This is a genomic window from Sphingomonas sp. Leaf10 (assembly GCF_001421245.1).
Classification (GTDB): Bacteria; Pseudomonadota; Alphaproteobacteria; order Sphingomonadales; family Sphingomonadaceae; genus Sphingomonas.
The window spans coordinates 30,438-48,439 of record NZ_LMKE01000029.1 but is presented as its reverse complement, the minus strand read 5'-3'; the positions used below and the strand labels follow the sequence as shown (position 1 = coordinate 48,439).

At 66.4% G+C, this 18,002-nt stretch carries 12 protein-coding genes and 1 pseudogene; 7 read left to right on the top strand and 6 right to left on the bottom strand.

Going from position 1 to position 18,002, the window contains the following annotated elements:
- Positions 1-286: 286 nt before the first annotated feature.
- Both ASE59_RS21060 and ASE59_RS19330 read left to right on the top strand, forming a co-directional pair.
- Positions 287-451: pseudogene (locus ASE59_RS21060) on the top strand (hypothetical protein); the annotation flags it as partial.
- Positions 452-506: 55 nt separating this feature from the next.
- Entirely contained in the window at positions 507-1,073 is a 567-nt protein-coding gene (locus ASE59_RS19330; protein WP_235515796.1) for a hypothetical protein, read from the top strand.
- Here the strand turns inward: ASE59_RS19330 and ASE59_RS14870 are convergent.
- The 4 genes from ASE59_RS14870 to ASE59_RS14855 all read right to left on the bottom strand — a co-directional run bounded on the left by ASE59_RS14870 (position 983) and on the right by ASE59_RS14855 (position 6,571).
- The gene (locus ASE59_RS14870) at positions 983-2,074 is read right to left on the bottom strand and encodes an SGNH/GDSL hydrolase family protein (protein WP_056457914.1); all 1,092 of its coding nucleotides are present in this window, start codon (positions 2,072-2,074) and stop codon (positions 983-985) included. The two genes, ASE59_RS19330 and ASE59_RS14870, sit on opposite strands and share 91 nt — an antisense overlap.
- A gap of 212 nt (positions 2,075-2,286) precedes the next feature.
- Entirely contained in the window at positions 2,287-3,777 is a 1,491-nt protein-coding gene (locus ASE59_RS14865; RefSeq protein ID WP_056457911.1) for a tryptophan halogenase family protein, read from the bottom strand.
- The gene (locus ASE59_RS14860) at positions 3,774-5,084 is read right to left on the bottom strand and encodes a tryptophan 7-halogenase (RefSeq protein WP_056457908.1); all 1,311 of its coding nucleotides are present in this window, start codon (positions 5,082-5,084) and stop codon (positions 3,774-3,776) included. Before ASE59_RS14860 ends, ASE59_RS14865 begins: the two co-directional genes overlap by 4 nt.
- Positions 5,081-6,571 carry a tryptophan halogenase family protein gene (locus tag ASE59_RS14855; RefSeq protein WP_056457905.1) on the bottom strand — a complete coding sequence of 497 codons (1,491 nt, stop codon included), beginning with the start codon at positions 6,569-6,571 and terminating at the stop codon, positions 5,081-5,083. The genes ASE59_RS14860 and ASE59_RS14855 overlap by 4 nt, the downstream gene beginning before the upstream one ends.
- 185 nt (positions 6,572-6,756) lie before the next feature.
- Here ASE59_RS14855 and ASE59_RS14850 point away from each other — a divergent pair, with 185 nt between their 5' ends.
- The 3 genes from ASE59_RS14850 to ASE59_RS14840 all read left to right on the top strand — a co-directional run bounded on the left by ASE59_RS14850 (position 6,757) and on the right by ASE59_RS14840 (position 11,889).
- Entirely contained in the window at positions 6,757-10,053 is a 3,297-nt protein-coding gene (locus ASE59_RS14850; RefSeq protein WP_056457903.1) for a TonB-dependent receptor, read from the top strand.
- A 260-nt stretch (positions 10,054-10,313) separates the two neighbouring features.
- On the top strand, positions 10,314-11,399 hold the full coding sequence (locus ASE59_RS14845; protein ID WP_235515795.1) for a serine hydrolase domain-containing protein: 1,086 nt from the start codon (positions 10,314-10,316) through the stop codon (positions 11,397-11,399).
- A 7-nt stretch (positions 11,400-11,406) separates the two neighbouring features.
- Entirely contained in the window at positions 11,407-11,889 is a 483-nt protein-coding gene (locus ASE59_RS14840; protein WP_082458490.1) for a nuclear transport factor 2 family protein, read from the top strand.
- An 81-nt stretch (positions 11,890-11,970) separates the two neighbouring features.
- On the opposite strand, the gene nhaA is transcribed toward ASE59_RS14840, so the two are convergent.
- Positions 11,971-13,158, bottom strand: coding sequence for a Na+/H+ antiporter NhaA (nhaA, locus tag ASE59_RS14835; RefSeq protein WP_056457900.1), 1,188 nt, complete (start codon positions 13,156-13,158; stop codon positions 11,971-11,973).
- A 309-nt stretch (positions 13,159-13,467) separates the two neighbouring features.
- Here nhaA and ASE59_RS14830 point away from each other — a divergent pair, with 309 nt between their 5' ends.
- Together ASE59_RS14830 and ASE59_RS14825 are read left to right on the top strand one after the other, a co-directional pair.
- Positions 13,468-14,808, top strand: a complete 1,341-nt coding sequence (locus ASE59_RS14830) for a glycoside hydrolase 5 family protein (RefSeq protein ID WP_056457897.1) — start codon at positions 13,468-13,470, stop codon at positions 14,806-14,808.
- Positions 14,809-14,879: 71 nt separating this feature from the next.
- The gene (locus ASE59_RS14825) at positions 14,880-16,262 is read left to right on the top strand and encodes a M20/M25/M40 family metallo-hydrolase (protein WP_056457894.1); all 1,383 of its coding nucleotides are present in this window, start codon (positions 14,880-14,882) and stop codon (positions 16,260-16,262) included.
- Between the two features lie 132 nt (positions 16,263-16,394).
- On the opposite strand, the gene ASE59_RS14820 is transcribed toward ASE59_RS14825, so the two are convergent.
- Positions 16,395-17,969, bottom strand: coding sequence for an amidase (locus tag ASE59_RS14820; RefSeq protein WP_056457891.1), 1,575 nt, complete (start codon positions 17,967-17,969; stop codon positions 16,395-16,397).
- Positions 17,970-18,002: the final 33 nt, after the last annotated feature.

Genomic DNA, 18,002 nt, shown 5'->3' with positions numbered 1-18,002 from the left:
GGCGGTGCCCAAACGGACATGCGCCTGCACCTCGCCACGATTGGGGTCGAAGACCGCGCCGGTTGCGCCATCTACATTGCCTGAACCGCCCGCGATCACATGATCGATGACCCGCATAGTCTCTCCTGTCGGTCGCGGTGGGCGGTCTGATGCCGACTCATCCGCGTGTAATTTTATTGCTTTTGGCATAGGCGCAACGAGGGGGCAATCGCCGGAAGTTGGCGAAGGTGTCACGTGGCGCCTGACTTCAGCTGATAATTAATAAGACAAATAGCGTAATTATTGGATGGAGAATGGCGATGACGCCGCCAATGAGTTGGAATGCTGCAATAAATTCGCCTGCAACGTCAACGAACAGGTGATCCGCGCTACCGCCGATGCGATCGCGGCGAACGGGATTCGGCAAGCGGGCTATGATTATGTCGTGATCGACGATTGCTGGCACGGCAGCCGCGACGCCAACGGCTTCATCACCGAGGACCGGCAGCGTTTCCCGAGCGACCCGCGTGCGCAACGCCGAGGAAGCCTATACCACCATGGCCGACGCGCCGATGACAGCGCCGCTGATCGCCGGCAACGACGTCGCCACCATGTCGCAGGCGACGCGCGACATATTGCTCAATCGTGAGGTGATCGCGGTCGATCAGGACCCGTTGGGGCAGCAGGGACGCCGGGTCGCGCGCGACGGGACCAGCGAGGTGTGGGTCAAGCCGACGGCCGATGGCGGGCGGGTCTTGCTGTTGTGGAACCGGGGCGACGCGCCGGCGCGGATTTCGGCCGAGTGGACGGCACTGGGTTTGTCGGCGTCGGTACGGTTAAAGGCGCGCGATCTTTGGGCGCATCGCGATCTGGGGCCGCTGGCGTGGGAGACGCAGCGGCGAATGGGCCTCCTTTGCGCCTCCGCGCCTCTGCGCGAACCATTTTGCGGTTACCCGGATAGAGCCGCTGGAGGCCCCAGCCTTCGCTGGGGCGACGATTGCGGTCAGCGCCGCTTCCATACGTCCGATCGCGCATCGATCGCGTTGCCGATTGCGGCCGCGATCTTTGCGTCGTCGGTCAGGTCGGGGTGGTAGTGGCAGCCGCCGAAGGTGAGACCGGTGAGCGGCACGACCGCAAGGCGGGTTTCGCCGGTGGCGCGGAGCTTGGTCGCCACCTGCCGCACTTCGCGCGCGATTTCGCCGTCGGCGAGGTCGGTCGCCCACAGCACGAAGAAGGCGTTCGGGTCGCGGCGGCGCAGGCTCTGGACGAAGGCGACATAGCGCGCCTCGTAATCGGCATGGAGCGCGGCGCGGTCGGCCCAGCGTTCGCCGGGTTTGAGCGGCGTCGAGAAATCGTTGGTGCCGAGCGCGATAACGATGGCCTGCGGGTGCCAGTTCGCGTCGTCGGCAGGCGTCTTTGCGTCGAAGAGGGCGTAGGGATAGGCCTGCGGCACGGTGGGTGCGGCGAAACCGCCATAGTTGCGGACGATGCCGCGCCCGGAAATGGCGTTGACGCGGGTGTCGGCAGCGTAGCGCTGGGCAAGGCGGCCGGCGATCCCCTGCGACGTGTCGGTGGTTTCCCACACCTGCGCCTCGGTACAGTCGCGGGTGGTCGAGGTGTTACCATAGCCGACGGTGTGAGAATCGCCGATGAACTCGATGCGGCGGGCGGCGGCTTTGGGTGCCGGAAGGGGCGTGGTGCCGGTGGGGGCGAACAAGCCGCCCAAGCCAGTCGCACCCGCCTGCGATTCACTGACCACGTCGATGCGGATGCGGTGGCGTCCGGCATTCGGCGCGTTGATGCGGTAGCGGCCGGGTTTCGGGCGGACCAGGGCGATCGGGGCGGCACCGTCGATGCGAATGCGGAGCGAGACGTCGCCGGAGCCGACGTTCAGGTCGACGGCACGGCCCTTGAACGCGGCTTCGAGATAGGTGCCGGGCCATTGGCGTTGGTAGCCGGTGCCGGCGGGGACGATACGGCCGCCGATGTGGAGCGGGACCGGCTTCGTGGCGGTTTCGGTGGTGGGCGTGACGGTCTGCGCCGGGGCGGTGGCGGGGAGGGTCAGCAGCAGCGCGGCGATCAGTGGACGGGACATGGTGGTTCCTTGGACACAAGCTGGGAAGATCCGTTCGTCCTGAGTAGCTATTGAGCTTGTCGAAATAGCGTATCGAAGGACCGTATGCGACCAAGTGCTTCGATACGGGTCTTCGACAAGCTCAGCCCCTACTCAGCACGAACGGTTGGATAGAGTTAATTTCCAGCGCCAGTCGGCACGGCCCGGTCCGATCGCCCGACGCCGGCCATCCCCTACCCCATCCGCGCCAGCACCGCGCCATGTTGCGGCAGGGTCGCGACCGCCGCCGCAGTGGCGCTGCGCATCTGGCGGATGGCGGGGAGCAGGCGTTCCTCGTCGAGTGCGTCGGCGATCGGGTCGTAGCCGACCGGTTCGATTCCCTGCCCCAGCAGCACCGCGACCCAACTGGGCATCGCGAACAATTCGTCCTCGTAGCGGAAGATGCGGCCCTTCTGCCGGAACAGGTCGATCTTGCGCGCGAGACTGTCGGGCACGTCCATCGTGCGGACATGAGTCCAGAAGGAGGAATCGTCGCGTGCGGTCGCGTGGTAGTGGAGGATGATGAAGTCGCGGATCGACCGGTAGTTGTCGGCCATCTGTCGGTTATATTCGTCGCGCTCGACGGCGGAAAACCCGCGATCGGGGAATAGCGCGAACAGTTTCGATATCCCCTGCTGGATCAAGTGGATGCTCGTCGATTCGAGCGGTTCGAGGAAGCCGCCCGACAGGCCGATCGCAACGACATTGCCCGCCCACATCGCATCGCGCCGCCCGGCGGTGAACGACAGGCGGCGGGGCGCGGCGGTGGGCGCGGCGTCGAGGCGGCTTAGCAACAGCGCCTCCGCCGCATCATCGTCCATATAGCGGCTGGCATAGACCACGCCGTTGCCGGTGCGATGCTGCAACGGGATGCGCCATTGCCAGCCGGCGGCGTGCGCGGTCGCGCGGGTATAGGGCAGCACCGGTTCGGTGCGTTCGGTCGGCACGGCAATGGCGCGGTCGCAGGGCAGCCAGCGCGACCAGTCCTCGAAACCCACTCCCATCGCTTCGCCGAGCAACAGGCTGCGAAAGCCCGAGCAGTCGATGAACAGGTCGCCTTCGACCCGGCGGCCATTGTCCAGCCGGACGGCGGCGACATGGCCGTTGTCGTGATGCTCGACGGCGACGATCCGCCCCTCGATCCGGGTAACGCCGTCCGCCTCCGCCCGGCGGCGCAGGAAGCGGGCGTAGAGCGTGGCGTCGATATGATAGGCATAGGCCATGCCCGACAGTGGCGAGCGTGGATCGGGGTGCGGCGGGCCGAAGGCGTTGGCGCGGGCGGCGACCGTCGTCGGCGAATAATCGCCGATCGGGCCGATGCCGTCCTGCCGCTTCAGCTTGGCCCAAAGCTGGTGGAAATTGACGCCCTCGATATCGCGGCCGAAATTGCCGAAGGGATGGAAATAGCCGCTGTCGGCGGTGTGCCAGCCAGCGAATTCGATGCCGAGTTTGAAGCTGCCGCGCGTTTCGCGCAGGAATTCGGCCTCGTCGATGCCGAGCAGCTTGTTGAAGTTGAGGATCGACGGGATCGTCGCCTCACCCACGCCGACCGTGCCGATCGCGTCGGATTCGACCAGTGTGATGCGGCGCTGGCCATCGTCGAGATAGCGGCCACAGGCGGCGGCGGTCATCCAGCCGGCGGTGCCGCCGCCGATGATGACGACATGGGCGATGGGATCGGTCATGATGGAAACTCCAGCGCGGCGAGGCGCTTGGCCAGCGTGTCGATCACGTGGGCGGCTTCGGCGGGCGAAAGCGACTGCGCGACCGGATCGGGTCGTTCGGGGCGTATCCCCTGCCCCAGCAGCAGCGCAAGCCATGCGTCGCGAGGGAGCGTTTCTTCGTCCGCGGTGACGATATGGCCGCGCCGGGCGAACTGGGTGAGGAGGTTTTCGAGCGAGGGGGGCCGGTTGGCGTGGCGGAGCGCGTGCCAGAACGGACCGGTGGTGCGCCCGCCGGCATGATAGTGCGCGGCGAGGAAATCGCGTAGCCGGTCGGCGCGCTCGTTCGCGCGGCGGTTCACCTCGGCGATCAGCAGCGGCTCGGGGTGGCGCGCGGGCAGCAGTTCTCGAATCAGCGCCAATTGGGTGAGCGCGAGGGTGAAGCCGAGCAGGCCGAGCGGGCCGGGCTGGGTCGCGGCGTCACCGATGGCGAGGATGCGACCGGCAAAGGGCGCGGTCAGGCGGCCGGGGGCGATGGCGATGCCCGCCCCATCCGCCTGCGCCTGTGCGGTGATGCCGGGCCAGTGCGCGCTCCAGCCGGTCGAGGTGGCGCGGTAGCGGTCGAGCGGGCCGGGATCGGCGATGGTGGGCGACAGGGTCAGGCGGGTGGCCGGCAGCGCTTCGCGCCAATCCTCGAATGGGGCGTCAGGGGCAAGCAGGCGCGGCGGGCCGCTGGCGTCGATCAACAGGTCGGCGGTTAGGTGCGTGCCGTCCTGACAGTGGAGCGTGTCGGCGGCGATGGCGGCGAAGGGCGCGGTCAGACGGATGCCGGCCTGTCCGGCGATCGCGGCCAGCGCCTGGGTCAGACGGGCAGGATCGAGGAGCAGCGCCGGTTCGACGCGCGGGTCGGCGATGCCGGCAGCGGCGGCGGCGCAGGCGGGGATCAGGTCGTGGAAGCGGTGTTGGCCGCGGGCGCGCAGCCACAGCGCGTGGAGGCGTCCTTCGGGCAAGGTCGCGGCGCTGTCGTCGCCGATCAGCCAATGGCGGCCGTCACGGCTCCAATCGTCGAAGCGGGTGGCAAGGCGTGGGCGAGCGACGCCTTTAGCCAGCAGCCGATCGGGGGCGAGGCCGAGCGTCGCGAGCAGATCGTGGGTGGCGGGCAGCGCGAGGGGGAAGCGATCGGCCAGCGCATCGGGCGCGATCGGCGCCGGGGTCAGGGTGACGGTGGCGCCGGGCAGCGCCTGGGCAAGGGCGACGGCGGCGATCAGTGCGACCGGGCCGCCGCCGACGACCGCGACCGAGCGCAGCGCTTCGCGGGTGTTGCCGGTCACAGGCCGAGTGCCCGGTCGTGGCTGGGCATCGCATCGACCCGGTCGGCGATCGCCTGTGCCAATGAGCCGAGGGCACGGTCGAGGCCGGCGGCATCGGGGCGGTCGGCGCGTGGGTCCCAACCGGTCGGCAGCACGCGCTGGCCGAGATAGACCGCGACCCAGCTGGGTTCGAGGAACAGGCCATGGCCGTATTTCGCGACCTGCGCGCTGGAACGCCACAGGGCCAGCTTGTCGGCGAGGGTATCGGGGACGGTCATCGTGCGGACATGATTCCAGAAGGTGGAATCGGTGCGCTCGGTGGCGTGATAATGGAGGATCAGGAAGTCGCGGATGCGGTCGTATTCGGCATCGATCGCGGCGTTGAAGCCGTCGCGATCGGCGTCCGCGACGCGGCTATCGGGGAAATGTTCGATCAGCGACGTGATCGCCGCCTGCACCAGATAGATGCTGGTCGATTCGAGCGGTTCGAGGAACCCGGAGGCGAGGCCGACCGCGACGACATTGCCGGCCCAGCTGCGTCGCCTGCGCCCCGCCCTGAACCGCAACATGCGCGGATCGGCAAGGGGTTGGCCGTTGAGGGCGGCGAGCAGCGCAGCGGCGGCTTCGTCGTCGGAGATGTGGCCGCTGGCATAGACATAACCGTTGCCGACCCGGTGCCGCAGCGGAATGCGCCAGCGCCAGCCGGCGGACATGGCGGTGGCGCGGGTGAACGGCTCGATCGTGTCGGGCGGGCTGGTACAGGGCACCGCCACCGCGCGGTCGCAGGGCAGCCAGTGCGACCAGTCCTCCCACGGCTCCGCCAGCGCCTCACCCAGCAGCAGAGAGCGGAAGCCCGAACAGTCGACGAACAGGTCGCCCTCGACCCGGCGGCCGTCGTCGAGCGTGACGGCGGTGACCGTATCGCCCTGCCGGTCGGCGGATACGATGCGGCCCTCGATCCGGGTGACGCCGCGTGCTTCCGACCAGTCGCGCAGGAACGGCGCGAAGCGGGTTGCGTCGAACTGATAGGCATAGCCGAACGAGGTCGTCGGGTCGCTGGGATCGCTGCCCGGCCGTTCGAAGCGGCGGCGTTCGGCAGCAACTACGCCAGCGGAAAAGGCGCCGATCGGCGGCACCGCCCCTGCCTGCGCGCGACGCAACCAGTAATGGTGGAAAGCGACGCCGGACAGCGGGCGGCCATAGGTGCCGAACGGGTGGATGTAGCGGTCGCCGATGCGGGCGAAATCGCGGAACTCGATGCCGAGCTTATACGTCGCCTCGGTCGCGGCCATGAATTCGGCTTCGTCGATGCCAAGTCGTTCGAGATACAGGCGAAGATGCGGCAGGGTCGCCTCACCGACGCCGACGATGCCGATCGCTTCGGATTCGATCAGCGTCACCTCGCATGCGGCGGGCAGCAGTCCTGCAAGGCCGGCGGCAGTCATCCAGCCGGCGGTACCCCCGCCGACGATCACCACGCGAACCTTGCGCTTCTCCCCCGAATCCATGTCCGCCCTGTCCCGCAACTGTCGCCGTAACGCCACAGTGAATTGGCGATCGTGCTTAATTAAAGCAACTTACAATATTTCTATTGTGTTGCTGAAATCCGGCAATTAGCGAGAGCAATCGGTCGCGATTGTCGAACGTATAAGGTTGAGTCCCGCCGACGGGACATTCGGGGAGAGGAAGCGTGATGGGGAAGCAATTCGCCATGGATGGTTTGAATACGCGCAAGCGGCTGGGCACGACGGCGTCGCTGCTGGCGCTGACGGTCGCGGTGCAACTGGCAGCGACGGGCGCGATGGCGCAGACGACGGTCGCGCCGGCATCGCGCGACGACCAGTCCAAGCCGCAGACCGACGCACCGCAGACCGACAATTCGGTTCCGGCCGGCGCCGGCGCGGGCAAGCGTCCGGTATCGGGCAGCATGTCGATCGACAACCAGACCGCGCCCGACCAGTCCAACGTCACGGTAGCGGACGTGCAGACCCCGGCGGCCGATGAATCGGGCGGCGATGACATCGTTGTCACCGGCCTTCGCCAGTCGCTTGCCAACGCGCAAAGCATTAAGCGCAATGCTGACACCGTTGTCGACGCGATCACCGCTGAAGATATCGGCGCCTTGCCCGACCGTTCGGTCAACGAAGCGCTGCAGCGTGTGCCGGGCGTTGCGATCACCCGCTTCGCCGCCGCAACCGACACCGCGCACTTCTCGGTCGAAGGATCGGGCGTCACCATCCGCGGCCTGTCCTACGTCCGCGGCGAGTTCAACGGCCGCGACAGCTTCGGCGTCAGCGGCGGTCGCGAAATCGGCTTCAACGACGTACCGACCGAGCTGGTCGGATCGGTCGAGGTCTACAAGAATCTCACCGCCGACATGATCGAAGGCGGCATTTCGGGTTCGGTCAACATCAACACCCGCAAGCCGTTCGATACCAAGGAAACGCTGGTCTATCTGTCGGCCAGCATGAACTATGGCGACTATAACGGCCGCGGCGAGCCTGCGTTCGTCGGCCTGTTCTCCAAGCAGTGGGATATTCCCAGCGGCGGCCGCTTCGGCATCATGGCCAGCGGCAGCTACAACCGTCAGCGCAGCCGGTCGGACTCGGTATTCTATTCGGCGTTCCTGCCGCGTTACAACGACGACCGGAACGGCAACGGCGTGCAGGACGCGGGCGAAGGCCGTGTGCTGAATGCGGGCACGCCATATCAGTCGACGCTGTTCGACCGCTATCCGGTGCCGTCGGACCGCGAACTCGTTTACGTGCCGTTGGGCGCGGGCATGCGAATGCAGGAATTCGACCGCAAGCGCGTCGGCTATTCGGCGGCAGCGCAATATGAGAACGCGTCGCGCAACCTGCTGGTCACCGCGCAGTTCCTGCGCGCGGAATCGGGGCAGAGCTGGCTCGACCGGACCGTCGAACCGAACGTCTATTATGCCGATGCGAACGCCATCTTCCCGCAAGCCGGCACGCAGCCGACCTATGACGAGGACGGCCTGTTCACCAACGGCACGCTGATCCGCCAGGGCGGCGGGCAGTACACGACGCTCGGCAACCGGTATTTCCAGACCAGCGGGTTCACGCAGGACCAGTCGCTGAACGTCAAGTGGGATCCGACCGATCGCCTGCACCTGAATTTCGACGGGCAGTATGTCTATTCGAAGGCGCGCGATTCCGACGACGTGGTCGAACTCGCCAACTTCAACGGCGTGTCGATCGACGGGCGCGGCGACGTGCCGCAGATCAACCTGATCCCCGCCAACGGCCAGTCGGTCCGCGATTATTTCGCCAGCCAGACCAACACCTATATCCGCGACGCGATGAACAATCGCACGCATTCGGACGGTGACGAATGGGCGTTCCGCGCCGACGCGCAATATGACGTGTCGGACGATTCGTTCCTGCGCAAGGTCCGCGTCGGCGGTCGCTATTCGACCCGCGACCAGACGGTGAAGGCCAACGACTACAATAACTGGGGCGCGGTGTCGGACACCTGGACTTCGGCGCTGGCGACCGTCGACAAGTATCGCGACAGCATGACGCCGGTGAACTTCGCCGACTTCTATCGCGGCGAGGCGGTACAGCCGCCGACGGCATGGGGCATCCAGGACGGCATCCTGACCGACCACGATGCGTTGACCGCGCTGCTGCGGACGGCCACCCGTCAGGGCGGCGGCGGCTACACGCCACTGGAGGATCGCGGTACCGCCGCAGCCCCGCTGGTCGACGGCTATTTCCGGCCGAACGAAGTCTATCGCATTACCGAAAAGACCTATTCGGGCTATGCGCGGCTCGACTTCGGCGTCGACAATATCGGCGGCGGCGAAGCCAATCTGTCGGGTAACGTGGGCGTGCGCTTCGTCCATACCGAGGACCAGTCGTTCGGCGGCGTCGCCTTCCCGAACATCGGCAACACGATCGGCAGTTCGGCGAACGTCGCGGCCTATTGCGCCTCGGCCAACCCGAACAACACCATCCGCCCGATCTGTACGCTGACCGCGGCACAGCAGGCGGCGATCGTAGCCTTCTCGAACAACGGATCGACGACCGACGTCGCCGCCCAGAAGTTCGACAAGTGGCTGCCGAGCCTGAACATCAAGTTCCAGCCAAATTCGCAGTTGCTGTTCCGTCTGGCGGCATCGAAGGCGATTTCGCGTCCGGGCTTCACCGATCTGCGCAACTTCGTCGGCCTCGCGCCGTCGTCGTCGAACACGACCGGCATCTACGGCTTCAGCGCCAATGCGCGGAACCCGTTCCTGCGGCCGATCGACGCCAAGCAGGTCGACCTGACCGCCGAATGGTATTTCGCCAAGGTTGGCTCGCTGACCGCCGCGGTATTCTACAAGCAGTTGTCGAACATCATCCTCGACAATTTCGGGTATAGCCGCAGCTTCACCAACAACGGCCAGACCTTTGCCGCGACGATCAACGGCCCGGTCAACGTGCCCGGCAACGCCAACATCAAGGGTGCGGAATTCTCGTACCAGCAGACCTACGACTTCCTGCCGGGTGCATTGCGCGGGCTGGGGACGCAGGCGACCTTCACCTATATCGAGCCAGGCAAGGTTCCGAACGCGGTGCCGGACAACCGGCCCGAGGACGGCAACCGCCCGCCGCTCGACGTCGCGGGTCTGTATGACGGCCTGCCGCTGGCGCAACTGTCGAAGTACAACTTCAACGTGTCGGCTTTCTACGATCTGGCCGGTGTCTATGCCCGTATTGCCTATAGCTGGCGGTCGAAGTATCTGCTGACCAACCGCGACTGCTGCTTCCCGTTCCTGCCGGTGTACGCACAGGCGACGGGTCAGGCGGACGCATCGCTGTTCTACACGGTCAACCCGCAGTTCAAGATCGGCGTGCAGGTCCAGAACCTGTTCGACGCGACGACGCGGACGACGTTCGTGCTGAACGACGAAGGTCTGGAGGCACCGCGTTCGTACTTCAAGAGCGATCGTCAGTTCCAGATATCGGCACGCCTGACGCTCTGATCCGGTTTCCCTCCCCTTGGGAAAGCGCCTCGAGGGCCGCGACTTGCGTCGCGGCCCTTCTTGTTTGGGGAGCCACGGTTCCGACGTTCATGGTTCCCGCGCAGGGTTGCCGTGCAAGGATGGTCGCAATCGCACGCCAAGCCCGGCGACCGTTCCGATCGAGATGGTATTTTGGGAGTATCGCGGTTCTCACGTCGGTCACGTCAATGGCCGTTGCGATCCTGGTTGCGGCCAAACTTCGATGTCGCTAACTGTTGTATATGAGCAATACAGTTAGCACGTTGCGACAGGGAATTCGTGGCGGCATGGTCGCGTTGATGGCTTGCGCCTCGATGGCGGCCGCCACGACGAACACCGCACTGCCGGATATGAGCACAATCCTTCGCGAACAGCACGTTGAAAGCGCGTCGGTCGCGGTGATTCGGGGCGGACGGATCGTTTCGACCGGGGCCTGGGGCGTGGCTGGCCCCAGCCGTGCGGCGACCGTTGCCACGCCGTACAATCTCGCTTCGCTGACGAAGCCTCTGACGGCGCAGGTCATCCTGCGACTGGTGTCGGCCGGCAAGCTGTCGCTCGACGAGCCGATGGATCGCTACTGGAGCGACCCCGACCTGTCGCGCGATCCCCGGCGGATGAAGCTGACGGTCCGCATGGCGCTGAGCCATCGCACCGGCTTGCCGAACTGGCGCGATGCGAAGGGGCTGGCGTTCGATCATGATCCCGGCACGACCACCGGCTATTCGGGCGAGGGGTATCGATATGCGGCGCGCTACGCCGAGCGTCGCACCGGGCAATCGTTCGAGACACTTGCCGGCCGCTGGCTGTTCGTCCCCGCCCATATGCGGGCGTCGGGCTATGTGTCGGCACAAGGCGAGACGGCGCCGATCGCCGTGCCCTATGACGACGCCGGCAAGCCGCTGCCGGTCGAGCGGGTGACGCGATATAATGCTGCCGATCTGGCGCATGCGACGGCGCGTGATTATGCGCGCTTCCTCATCGATGCCCGCAACGACCGGGGCCTGGTCGCGTCTGTCGCGGCGGAGCGCAGCACATCCCAGGCCGACCTGACGCCCGACATATGTGCCGGATCGAAAGCGGCCACCTGTCCGCCGTGGACCGGCTTCGGCCTCGGCTGGCAGCTGCTCGGGTTTCCCGAGGGCACGACGATGCTGCATACCGGCAAGGATGCAGGCGCCTTCACCTTCGCCGCGATCGATCGGGCGAGCGGCGACGGCATCGTCATCCTGACCAACAGCGACAACGGGTGGCGGGCCATCCTGCCCATCCTCGAAGCCACGGGAAGCGATCCGAAGCTGATCGCCTTCCTTCGCGGCCAGATGAACTGACAGGATCATGCGCCTGACGACCGCGATCGCCGTTGCCGCCGCTGTGCTCGCGACGTCCGTCCCGCCCCCCGCCGATCCGTTGGCCACCGAGATCGGCGCGCTCGATGCGAAGGTATTCGACGCCTACAACCGCTGCGACCTGTCGACCTTCTCGGGCTATTTCGATCCGAAGGTTGCCTTCTACCACGACACCGGCGGCGCAACGTTCGAGCGTGACGCAATGGTCGACGGCGTTCGCAAATTTATTTGCGGGAAGGTGAAGCGCGAGCTGATCCCGGCGACGTTCCGCGTCTATACGATCAAGGACTATGGCGCGATCGAGGAAGGCGAACACCGCTTCTGTGATCTGGCGACGGGACGATGCGAGGGTGTCGCCAGGTTCGTTATGGTCTGGGCGAAGCAGGATGGTGCCTGGCGGATCACCAGCGTCCTGAGTTACGGGCACCGCGCTGCGACACCTGCCGAACAGCGGAGCGCTGCCACCAGATAGCGCGTAGGCTGCCTCCAAATTGGGAACGGCCAGCGAGGTGGCTAAGCCGTTCCCATCGAGATCGAGTTTCGGGAAGGCCAATCACGACCGGATCATAGGACCGCGGTCATCACGGCTGCCCCATCGCAGGATCGTGTAGCCGAGCAGTCCGGCCACCAGCGAACCGGCCAGCACGCCGATCTTGGCCTCTGCCTGGAGCAATGCGCTGTTCGGGAAGGCGAGCAGCGTTATGAAGATGCTCATCGTGAATCCGATCCCGCAGAGGCATGCCACCCCGAACATCTGAAGCCGGCCGGCATATGCGGGCATGTCCGCCAGACCCATGCGGACGGCGAGGGTGGTGAACCCGAAGACGCCCGCGATCTTGCCGATCAGCAACCCCGCTGCAACGCCAAGCGTGACCGGCGCGACGAGGGCGCCGGGCGGCAACCCGAGTACCGGCACCGCGGCGTTCGCCAAGCCGAAGATCGGCACCACGAGGAAGGCGACCGGAAGGTGTAACCGATGCTCCAGCGTGTGAAGCGGACTGGTGTTTTCGTCATCGGCACGGCCGGGTGTGCGATCGATCGGGATGGTGAAGGCGAGCATCACCCCGGCGAGCGTCGCATGAATGCCGGACCGCAGCATCAAAGCCCAGAGGACCAGCCCCACGAGCATATAGGGCGAAAGCCGCCGCACCCCGAACCGGTTGAGGCAGATGAGGACGGCCAGCGCGCCACCTGCCCCGGCAAGGTCGGGCAGTGACAGACCGGCCGTGTAGAACAGCGCGATAATGACCACTGCGCCGAGGTCGTCGATGATCGCCAGCGCCGCGAGGAAGATGCGCAGCGACGCGGGCACCCGGTTGCCGAGCAGCGCGATGACGCCAAGCGCGAAGGCGATGTCGGTCGCGGCCGGTATCGCCCACCCGGCTGCGGTCGGACCGCGGTTGAAGGCGAGATAGATCAGCGCCGGCACGATCATCCCGCCCGTCGCGGCGATCCCGGGCAGGATGCGCCGTGGCCATGTGGAAAGCTGACCGTCCAGCACCTCGCGCTTGATCTCCAGACCTACCAGCAGAAAGAACAGGGCCATCAGGCCGTCGTTGATCCAGTGTTCGAGCGAGAGCGGCCCGAAATAGGTGTGCAGCATCGCGGCATAGCCCGGCCCGATCGGCGAATTTGCGATCCCGAGTGCAACGGCCGCCGCGGCCATCAGGACCAGCCCAGCTGATGATTGTGCGTGGAGGAACCGACGCATGGTGCCGGGGCGGGAATGGGCGTGACTCATAGGATCGTGTTCCAGACGCAGGCAGGCAGCGCTGGCGGCCCGACCAGCGTAGAAACCTGCCTGCCCCGGCGTACCGGTAGCAAACACCCGGTGTCGTTATCGCATCCATGCTTCGGCGCGGCAACTCGGCAATATCCGCCCACTTCCTTGCAGGAGAAAGCGCGCAAGCCCTTCCGGCTCGATCACGCGGCCAAAGAATAAACAAAAACGAAATTCGTTTGTTGACAGCCTCGCCCTGCTTCCGCAGTCTGACAGCGATCGACAAGAGCGGCGCGGCATGACCGACGTCGAGATAAGGGGCTGGAGAGAATGACGACGATCGCACGGCGCGGCTTCATCGGATCGGGCGCGCTGCTTGCCGGCTGTACCATGGCGCCGCCCTTGTCGCGGACCGGCACGGACGGCGCGAACGGTTTCGTACGGCGCGAGGGGATGCGGTTGACGCTGGAGGGCCGCCCCTATCGCTTCGTCGGCGGCAACATGTGGTATGCCGCTTATCTCGGCGCCGATGCACCCTATGGCGACCGCGCGCGATTGGGCCGCGAACTCGACGCGCTGGCGGCGATGGGGGTGACCAACCTGCGCGTGCTGGCGTCGAGCGAGGAAGGGCCGCTCAAGAACTCGATCAAGCCGGGCTTTCGGGGGCCGGGCAAGGACTATAACCAGACGCTGCTCGCCGGACTCGACTATGCGCTCGCCGAGATGGGCAAGCGCGGCATTCGCGCGGTGCTGTACCTGACCAATTTCTGGGAATGGTCGGGCGGCATGATGACGTATCTGTCCTACGTCAATGGCGGCAGCTATCTGAACATGAACGATCCGGCGCATCCATGGCCGGAGTTCGCGAACTTCAACGCGCAATTCTATGGCAATCGCGCCGCCATGGACCTGTATCGCGACTGGATCCGTACCGTCGTCGGGCGGACCAATGGCGTGACCGGCAAGGCGTATGCCGACGATCCCACGATCATGGCGTGGCAGCTGTCGAACGAACCGCGCCCGTCGGGCGACAAGGCGCATGCCAATCTGCCGCAATTCTATGCGTGGGTTCGCGACAGTGCGCAGCTGATCAAGTCGATCGACCGCAACCATCTGGTGTCGACCGGCAGCGAGGGACTGAAGGGTGGGCTGGAAAGCGCCGAGATCGTGCTGGCCGAACATGCGATCCCTGAGATAGACTATCTCACCGTTCATATCTGGCCCAACAACTGGGACTGGGTGAAGCAGACCGACCTCGCCAACACCGCCGCGCGCGGCGAGACGCTGACCGACCAGTATATCGCCGACCATGTCGCGCTGGCCCGGCAACTGAACAAGCCGATGGTGATCGAGGAATTCGGTTATCCGCGCGATGGCGGCAGCAACGATCCGGCAGTCGCGACGACCTACAAGGACCGGTTCTACGGCCGCATCTATTCGGCCGCGATCAACGACATGCGCGAAGGCGGGCCGATCGCCGGCACCAATTTCTGGGCATGGAATGGCGAGGCGCGCGCCGCGCATCCCGACTATCGGTTCCAGGACGGCGACCGCCAATATATGGGCGACCCGCCGCACGAGCCGCAGGGCTGGTACGGCATCTTTACCGGCGACAGCACGATCCGGCTGGTGTCCGACCATGCGAAGGCGATCGCGGCGCTGCCGGCGTGACCCATGCGGGGCGGTCTTGCACACCGCCCCTTCCCCGGCGCAGACTGACGACGTTCCTGTCGGAGAAGTCCATGCGCCACCTGTTCGCCGTCCTTGCCGCGTCCACCCTGATCCCCGCCGCCGCAATCGCGCAGGATGCGCCGACCTCTGCGACCGGCAAGGAAGCGCTGGGCCTGTTGACGCGCGGCATCGCGTTCAAGACGGTGCAGGGCGAGGGGCAGGTGCCGGCCTATGCCGCCTATCTGAAGCAGCAGCTGGTGTCGGCGGGCTTCGCCGATGGCGACGTGACCTTCGTGCCGATCGGCGAGACCGGTTATCTGACCGCGCGCATCGCCGGGCGCGACCGGAAGGCCAAGCCGACGGTGGTGCTGGGCCATATGGACGTCGTCGCCGCCGACGCGAAGGACTGGACCCGCGATCCGTTCACGCCGGTGGTGGAGGACGGCTATGTCTTCGGGCGGGGCAGTCTCGACAACAAGGCGAACGTGTCGCTGGTCGTCGCGACGCTAATGAAGCTGAAGCGCGAGAAATGGGTGCCGAAACGCGACCTCGTGCTGGTGCTGACCGGTGACGAAGAGACCGAGATGAAGACGACGCAGGCGGCGGCCAATGCCTTCGCCAATGCCGGGCTGGTGCTCAACGCCGATGCCGGTGGCGGCGCGCTGGGTGAGGATGGCAAGCCGATCGCCTACGGCCTGCAGGCGGCGGAAAAGGTCTATGGTGACTGGCATCTGACCGTCACCGATCCCGGCGGCCATTCGAGCCGGCCGGGGCCGCGCAACGCGATCGCGGTGCTGGCGAATGCGGTGGTGCGGATCGCCAATTACCGCTTCCCGCCACAGCAGAACGAGATCACCAAGGCGTCGCTGGCCGGTACCGCCGCCGCGACGCCGGGCGAGCTGGGCGCGGCGATGAAGGCGTTCGCCGCCAATCCGGCCGACACCGCCGCCGCCGACATCCTGTCCGCCGACAAACGCTATGTCGGGCAGGTGCGGACGACCTGTGTGCCGACGATGTTCAACGGCGGCCATGCGCCCAACGCCCTGCCGCAGCGGGCGATGGCGAACATCAATTGCCGCATCTTTCCGGGCACGCCGCGCGCCGAGATCGAGAAGAAGCTGGTCGAACTAGTCGCCGATCCGACGATCAAGGTGACGTTTCGCGACAATGGCACGATCGAGGCAGGCGCCTCCCCGCTCGACCCGAAGGTTGTCGGCGCGGTGAAGGCGGTGGTCGCCAAGCGCGCACCGGGTACGCCGGTGCTGCCGATGCAGGAAGCGGGGGCGACCGATTCCATGCATTTCCGGGCGAAGGGGATACCGAGCTTCGGCGTGGGCGGGGTGTTCATGAAGCCGGGCGAAATCTTTGCGCACGGGCTGAACGAACGGGTGCCGGTGGCGACGATCGATCCGGGCGTGGTGTGGTGGGAGGAATTGCTCAAGACGTTGGGATAGCGTCCCCGATTTCGTCCCGAGGGTGACGAAACCTTGCCGAACTTCCCGATCTGACCGGACTTCCGCCGTACCCCGGCGGAGGCCGGGGTACGATGAGTTGGTGGTCGAACGCTGGAACGTCGCGGTCTGGCCCTACCGGCTCCCTTCCAACCCTGCGCCCACGTCCGCTCGCTCCAGATAGCGCGGCGCGACCCGCGCCTGCGCCTTCTGCTCATAGGCGTAGCCGGCGTTCAGCACCTGCTGGTCGGCCCCCGCCGTCCCGATGAACGACAGCCCGACCGGCAGCCCCTGCGCCAGCCCCATCGGCACCGTCAGATGCGGATAGCCCGCCACCGCCGGCAGTTCGGAGGCCGACGGGCCGCCATATTGATCGCCATACACCGGATCACTTAGCCACGCCGCGCCATAGGTCGGTTCGACCAGCAGATCGACCTTCGCCGCCTTCAGCATCGCGTCGATCCCCTCCGCCCCCGCCAGCCGCAGCGACTTCGCCCGCGCGGCGCGATAGGCGGGATCGTCCAGCCCGCCGGTCTTTGCCGCCGCCTCGAACGTCTCCTGTTTGAAGAACGGCATTTCCGTGGTGGCATTGGCGCGGTTGAACGCGATGACCTGATCGAGCGTGCGCGCCGTCACCGCCGGCGGGGTCGTGGCGAGATAGGCGTTCAGATCGGCCTTCAACTCGGTCTGGAGCACCAGCAATTCCGCCTCGCCCAGCCCGTCGAGATTGGGCGGCGTCACCTCGACCAGCGTCGTGCCCGCCGCGCGCAGCACCGCCAGCGCCGCATCGAACCGCTGAATCAGGGGCGGCGTCATGCCCTTCGGCCGGATCACGCCGATCCGCCGCCCCTTGAGCGCGTCCGTCGACAGGCCGGCGGCATAGTCGCGAACCCGGGTACGTGCGGTCGCAGCGTCGGTCGGATCGGGGCCGGCCATTGCCGAGAGCAGCAGCGCCGCGTCGCGCACCGACCGCGCCATCGGGCCGGGCGTGTCCTGGCTATGGCTGATCGGCACCACCCGGCTGCGGCTGATGAGGCCGAGCGTCGGCTTGAACCCGACCAGCCCGTTGATCGACGATGGACAGACGACCGATCCGTCGGTCTCAGTCCCGACCGCGGCGGCCGCAAAGCTCGCTGCAACAGCGGCGCCCGATCCCGATGACGATCCGCACGCGGTGCGATCGAGCGCATAGGGGTTGCGCACCAGCCCGCCGACCGCGCTCCATCCGCTCATCGACCGAGTCGAGCGGATATTGGCCCATTCGGACAGGTTGGTCTTGCCGAGGATCACCGCCCCCGCGCGGCGCAGATACGCGACCAGCGGCGCATCCCGCCCGGTCACGTTGTCGCGTAGCGCCAGACTGCCGGCGGTGGTCGCGGTCCGATCCGCGGTTTCGATATTGTCCTTGATGAGGACGGGCACGCCGTGCAGCGGCCCCCGCACCCGCCCGGCACGGCGTTCGGCATCGAGCGCGGCCGCCTGTTGCAGCGCATCGGGATTGACCGCGATGACGCTGCGCAGCGTCGGTCCGGCGCGATCCATCGCCGCGATCCGGGCGAGATAGGCACGGGTAACGGCAACGCTGTCGGTCGCGCCCGCGCGCATCTGCGCCTGCAACTGGTCGATCGATGCTTCCTCGACCCGTTGCGCGGTGGCGGGCGTCGCGGCCGTCAACGCCGCCCAGAGACCGATCCATCCGTAACCGCGCATCCCGAGCCTTTCGTTGATTGGCGAGGATGTTAG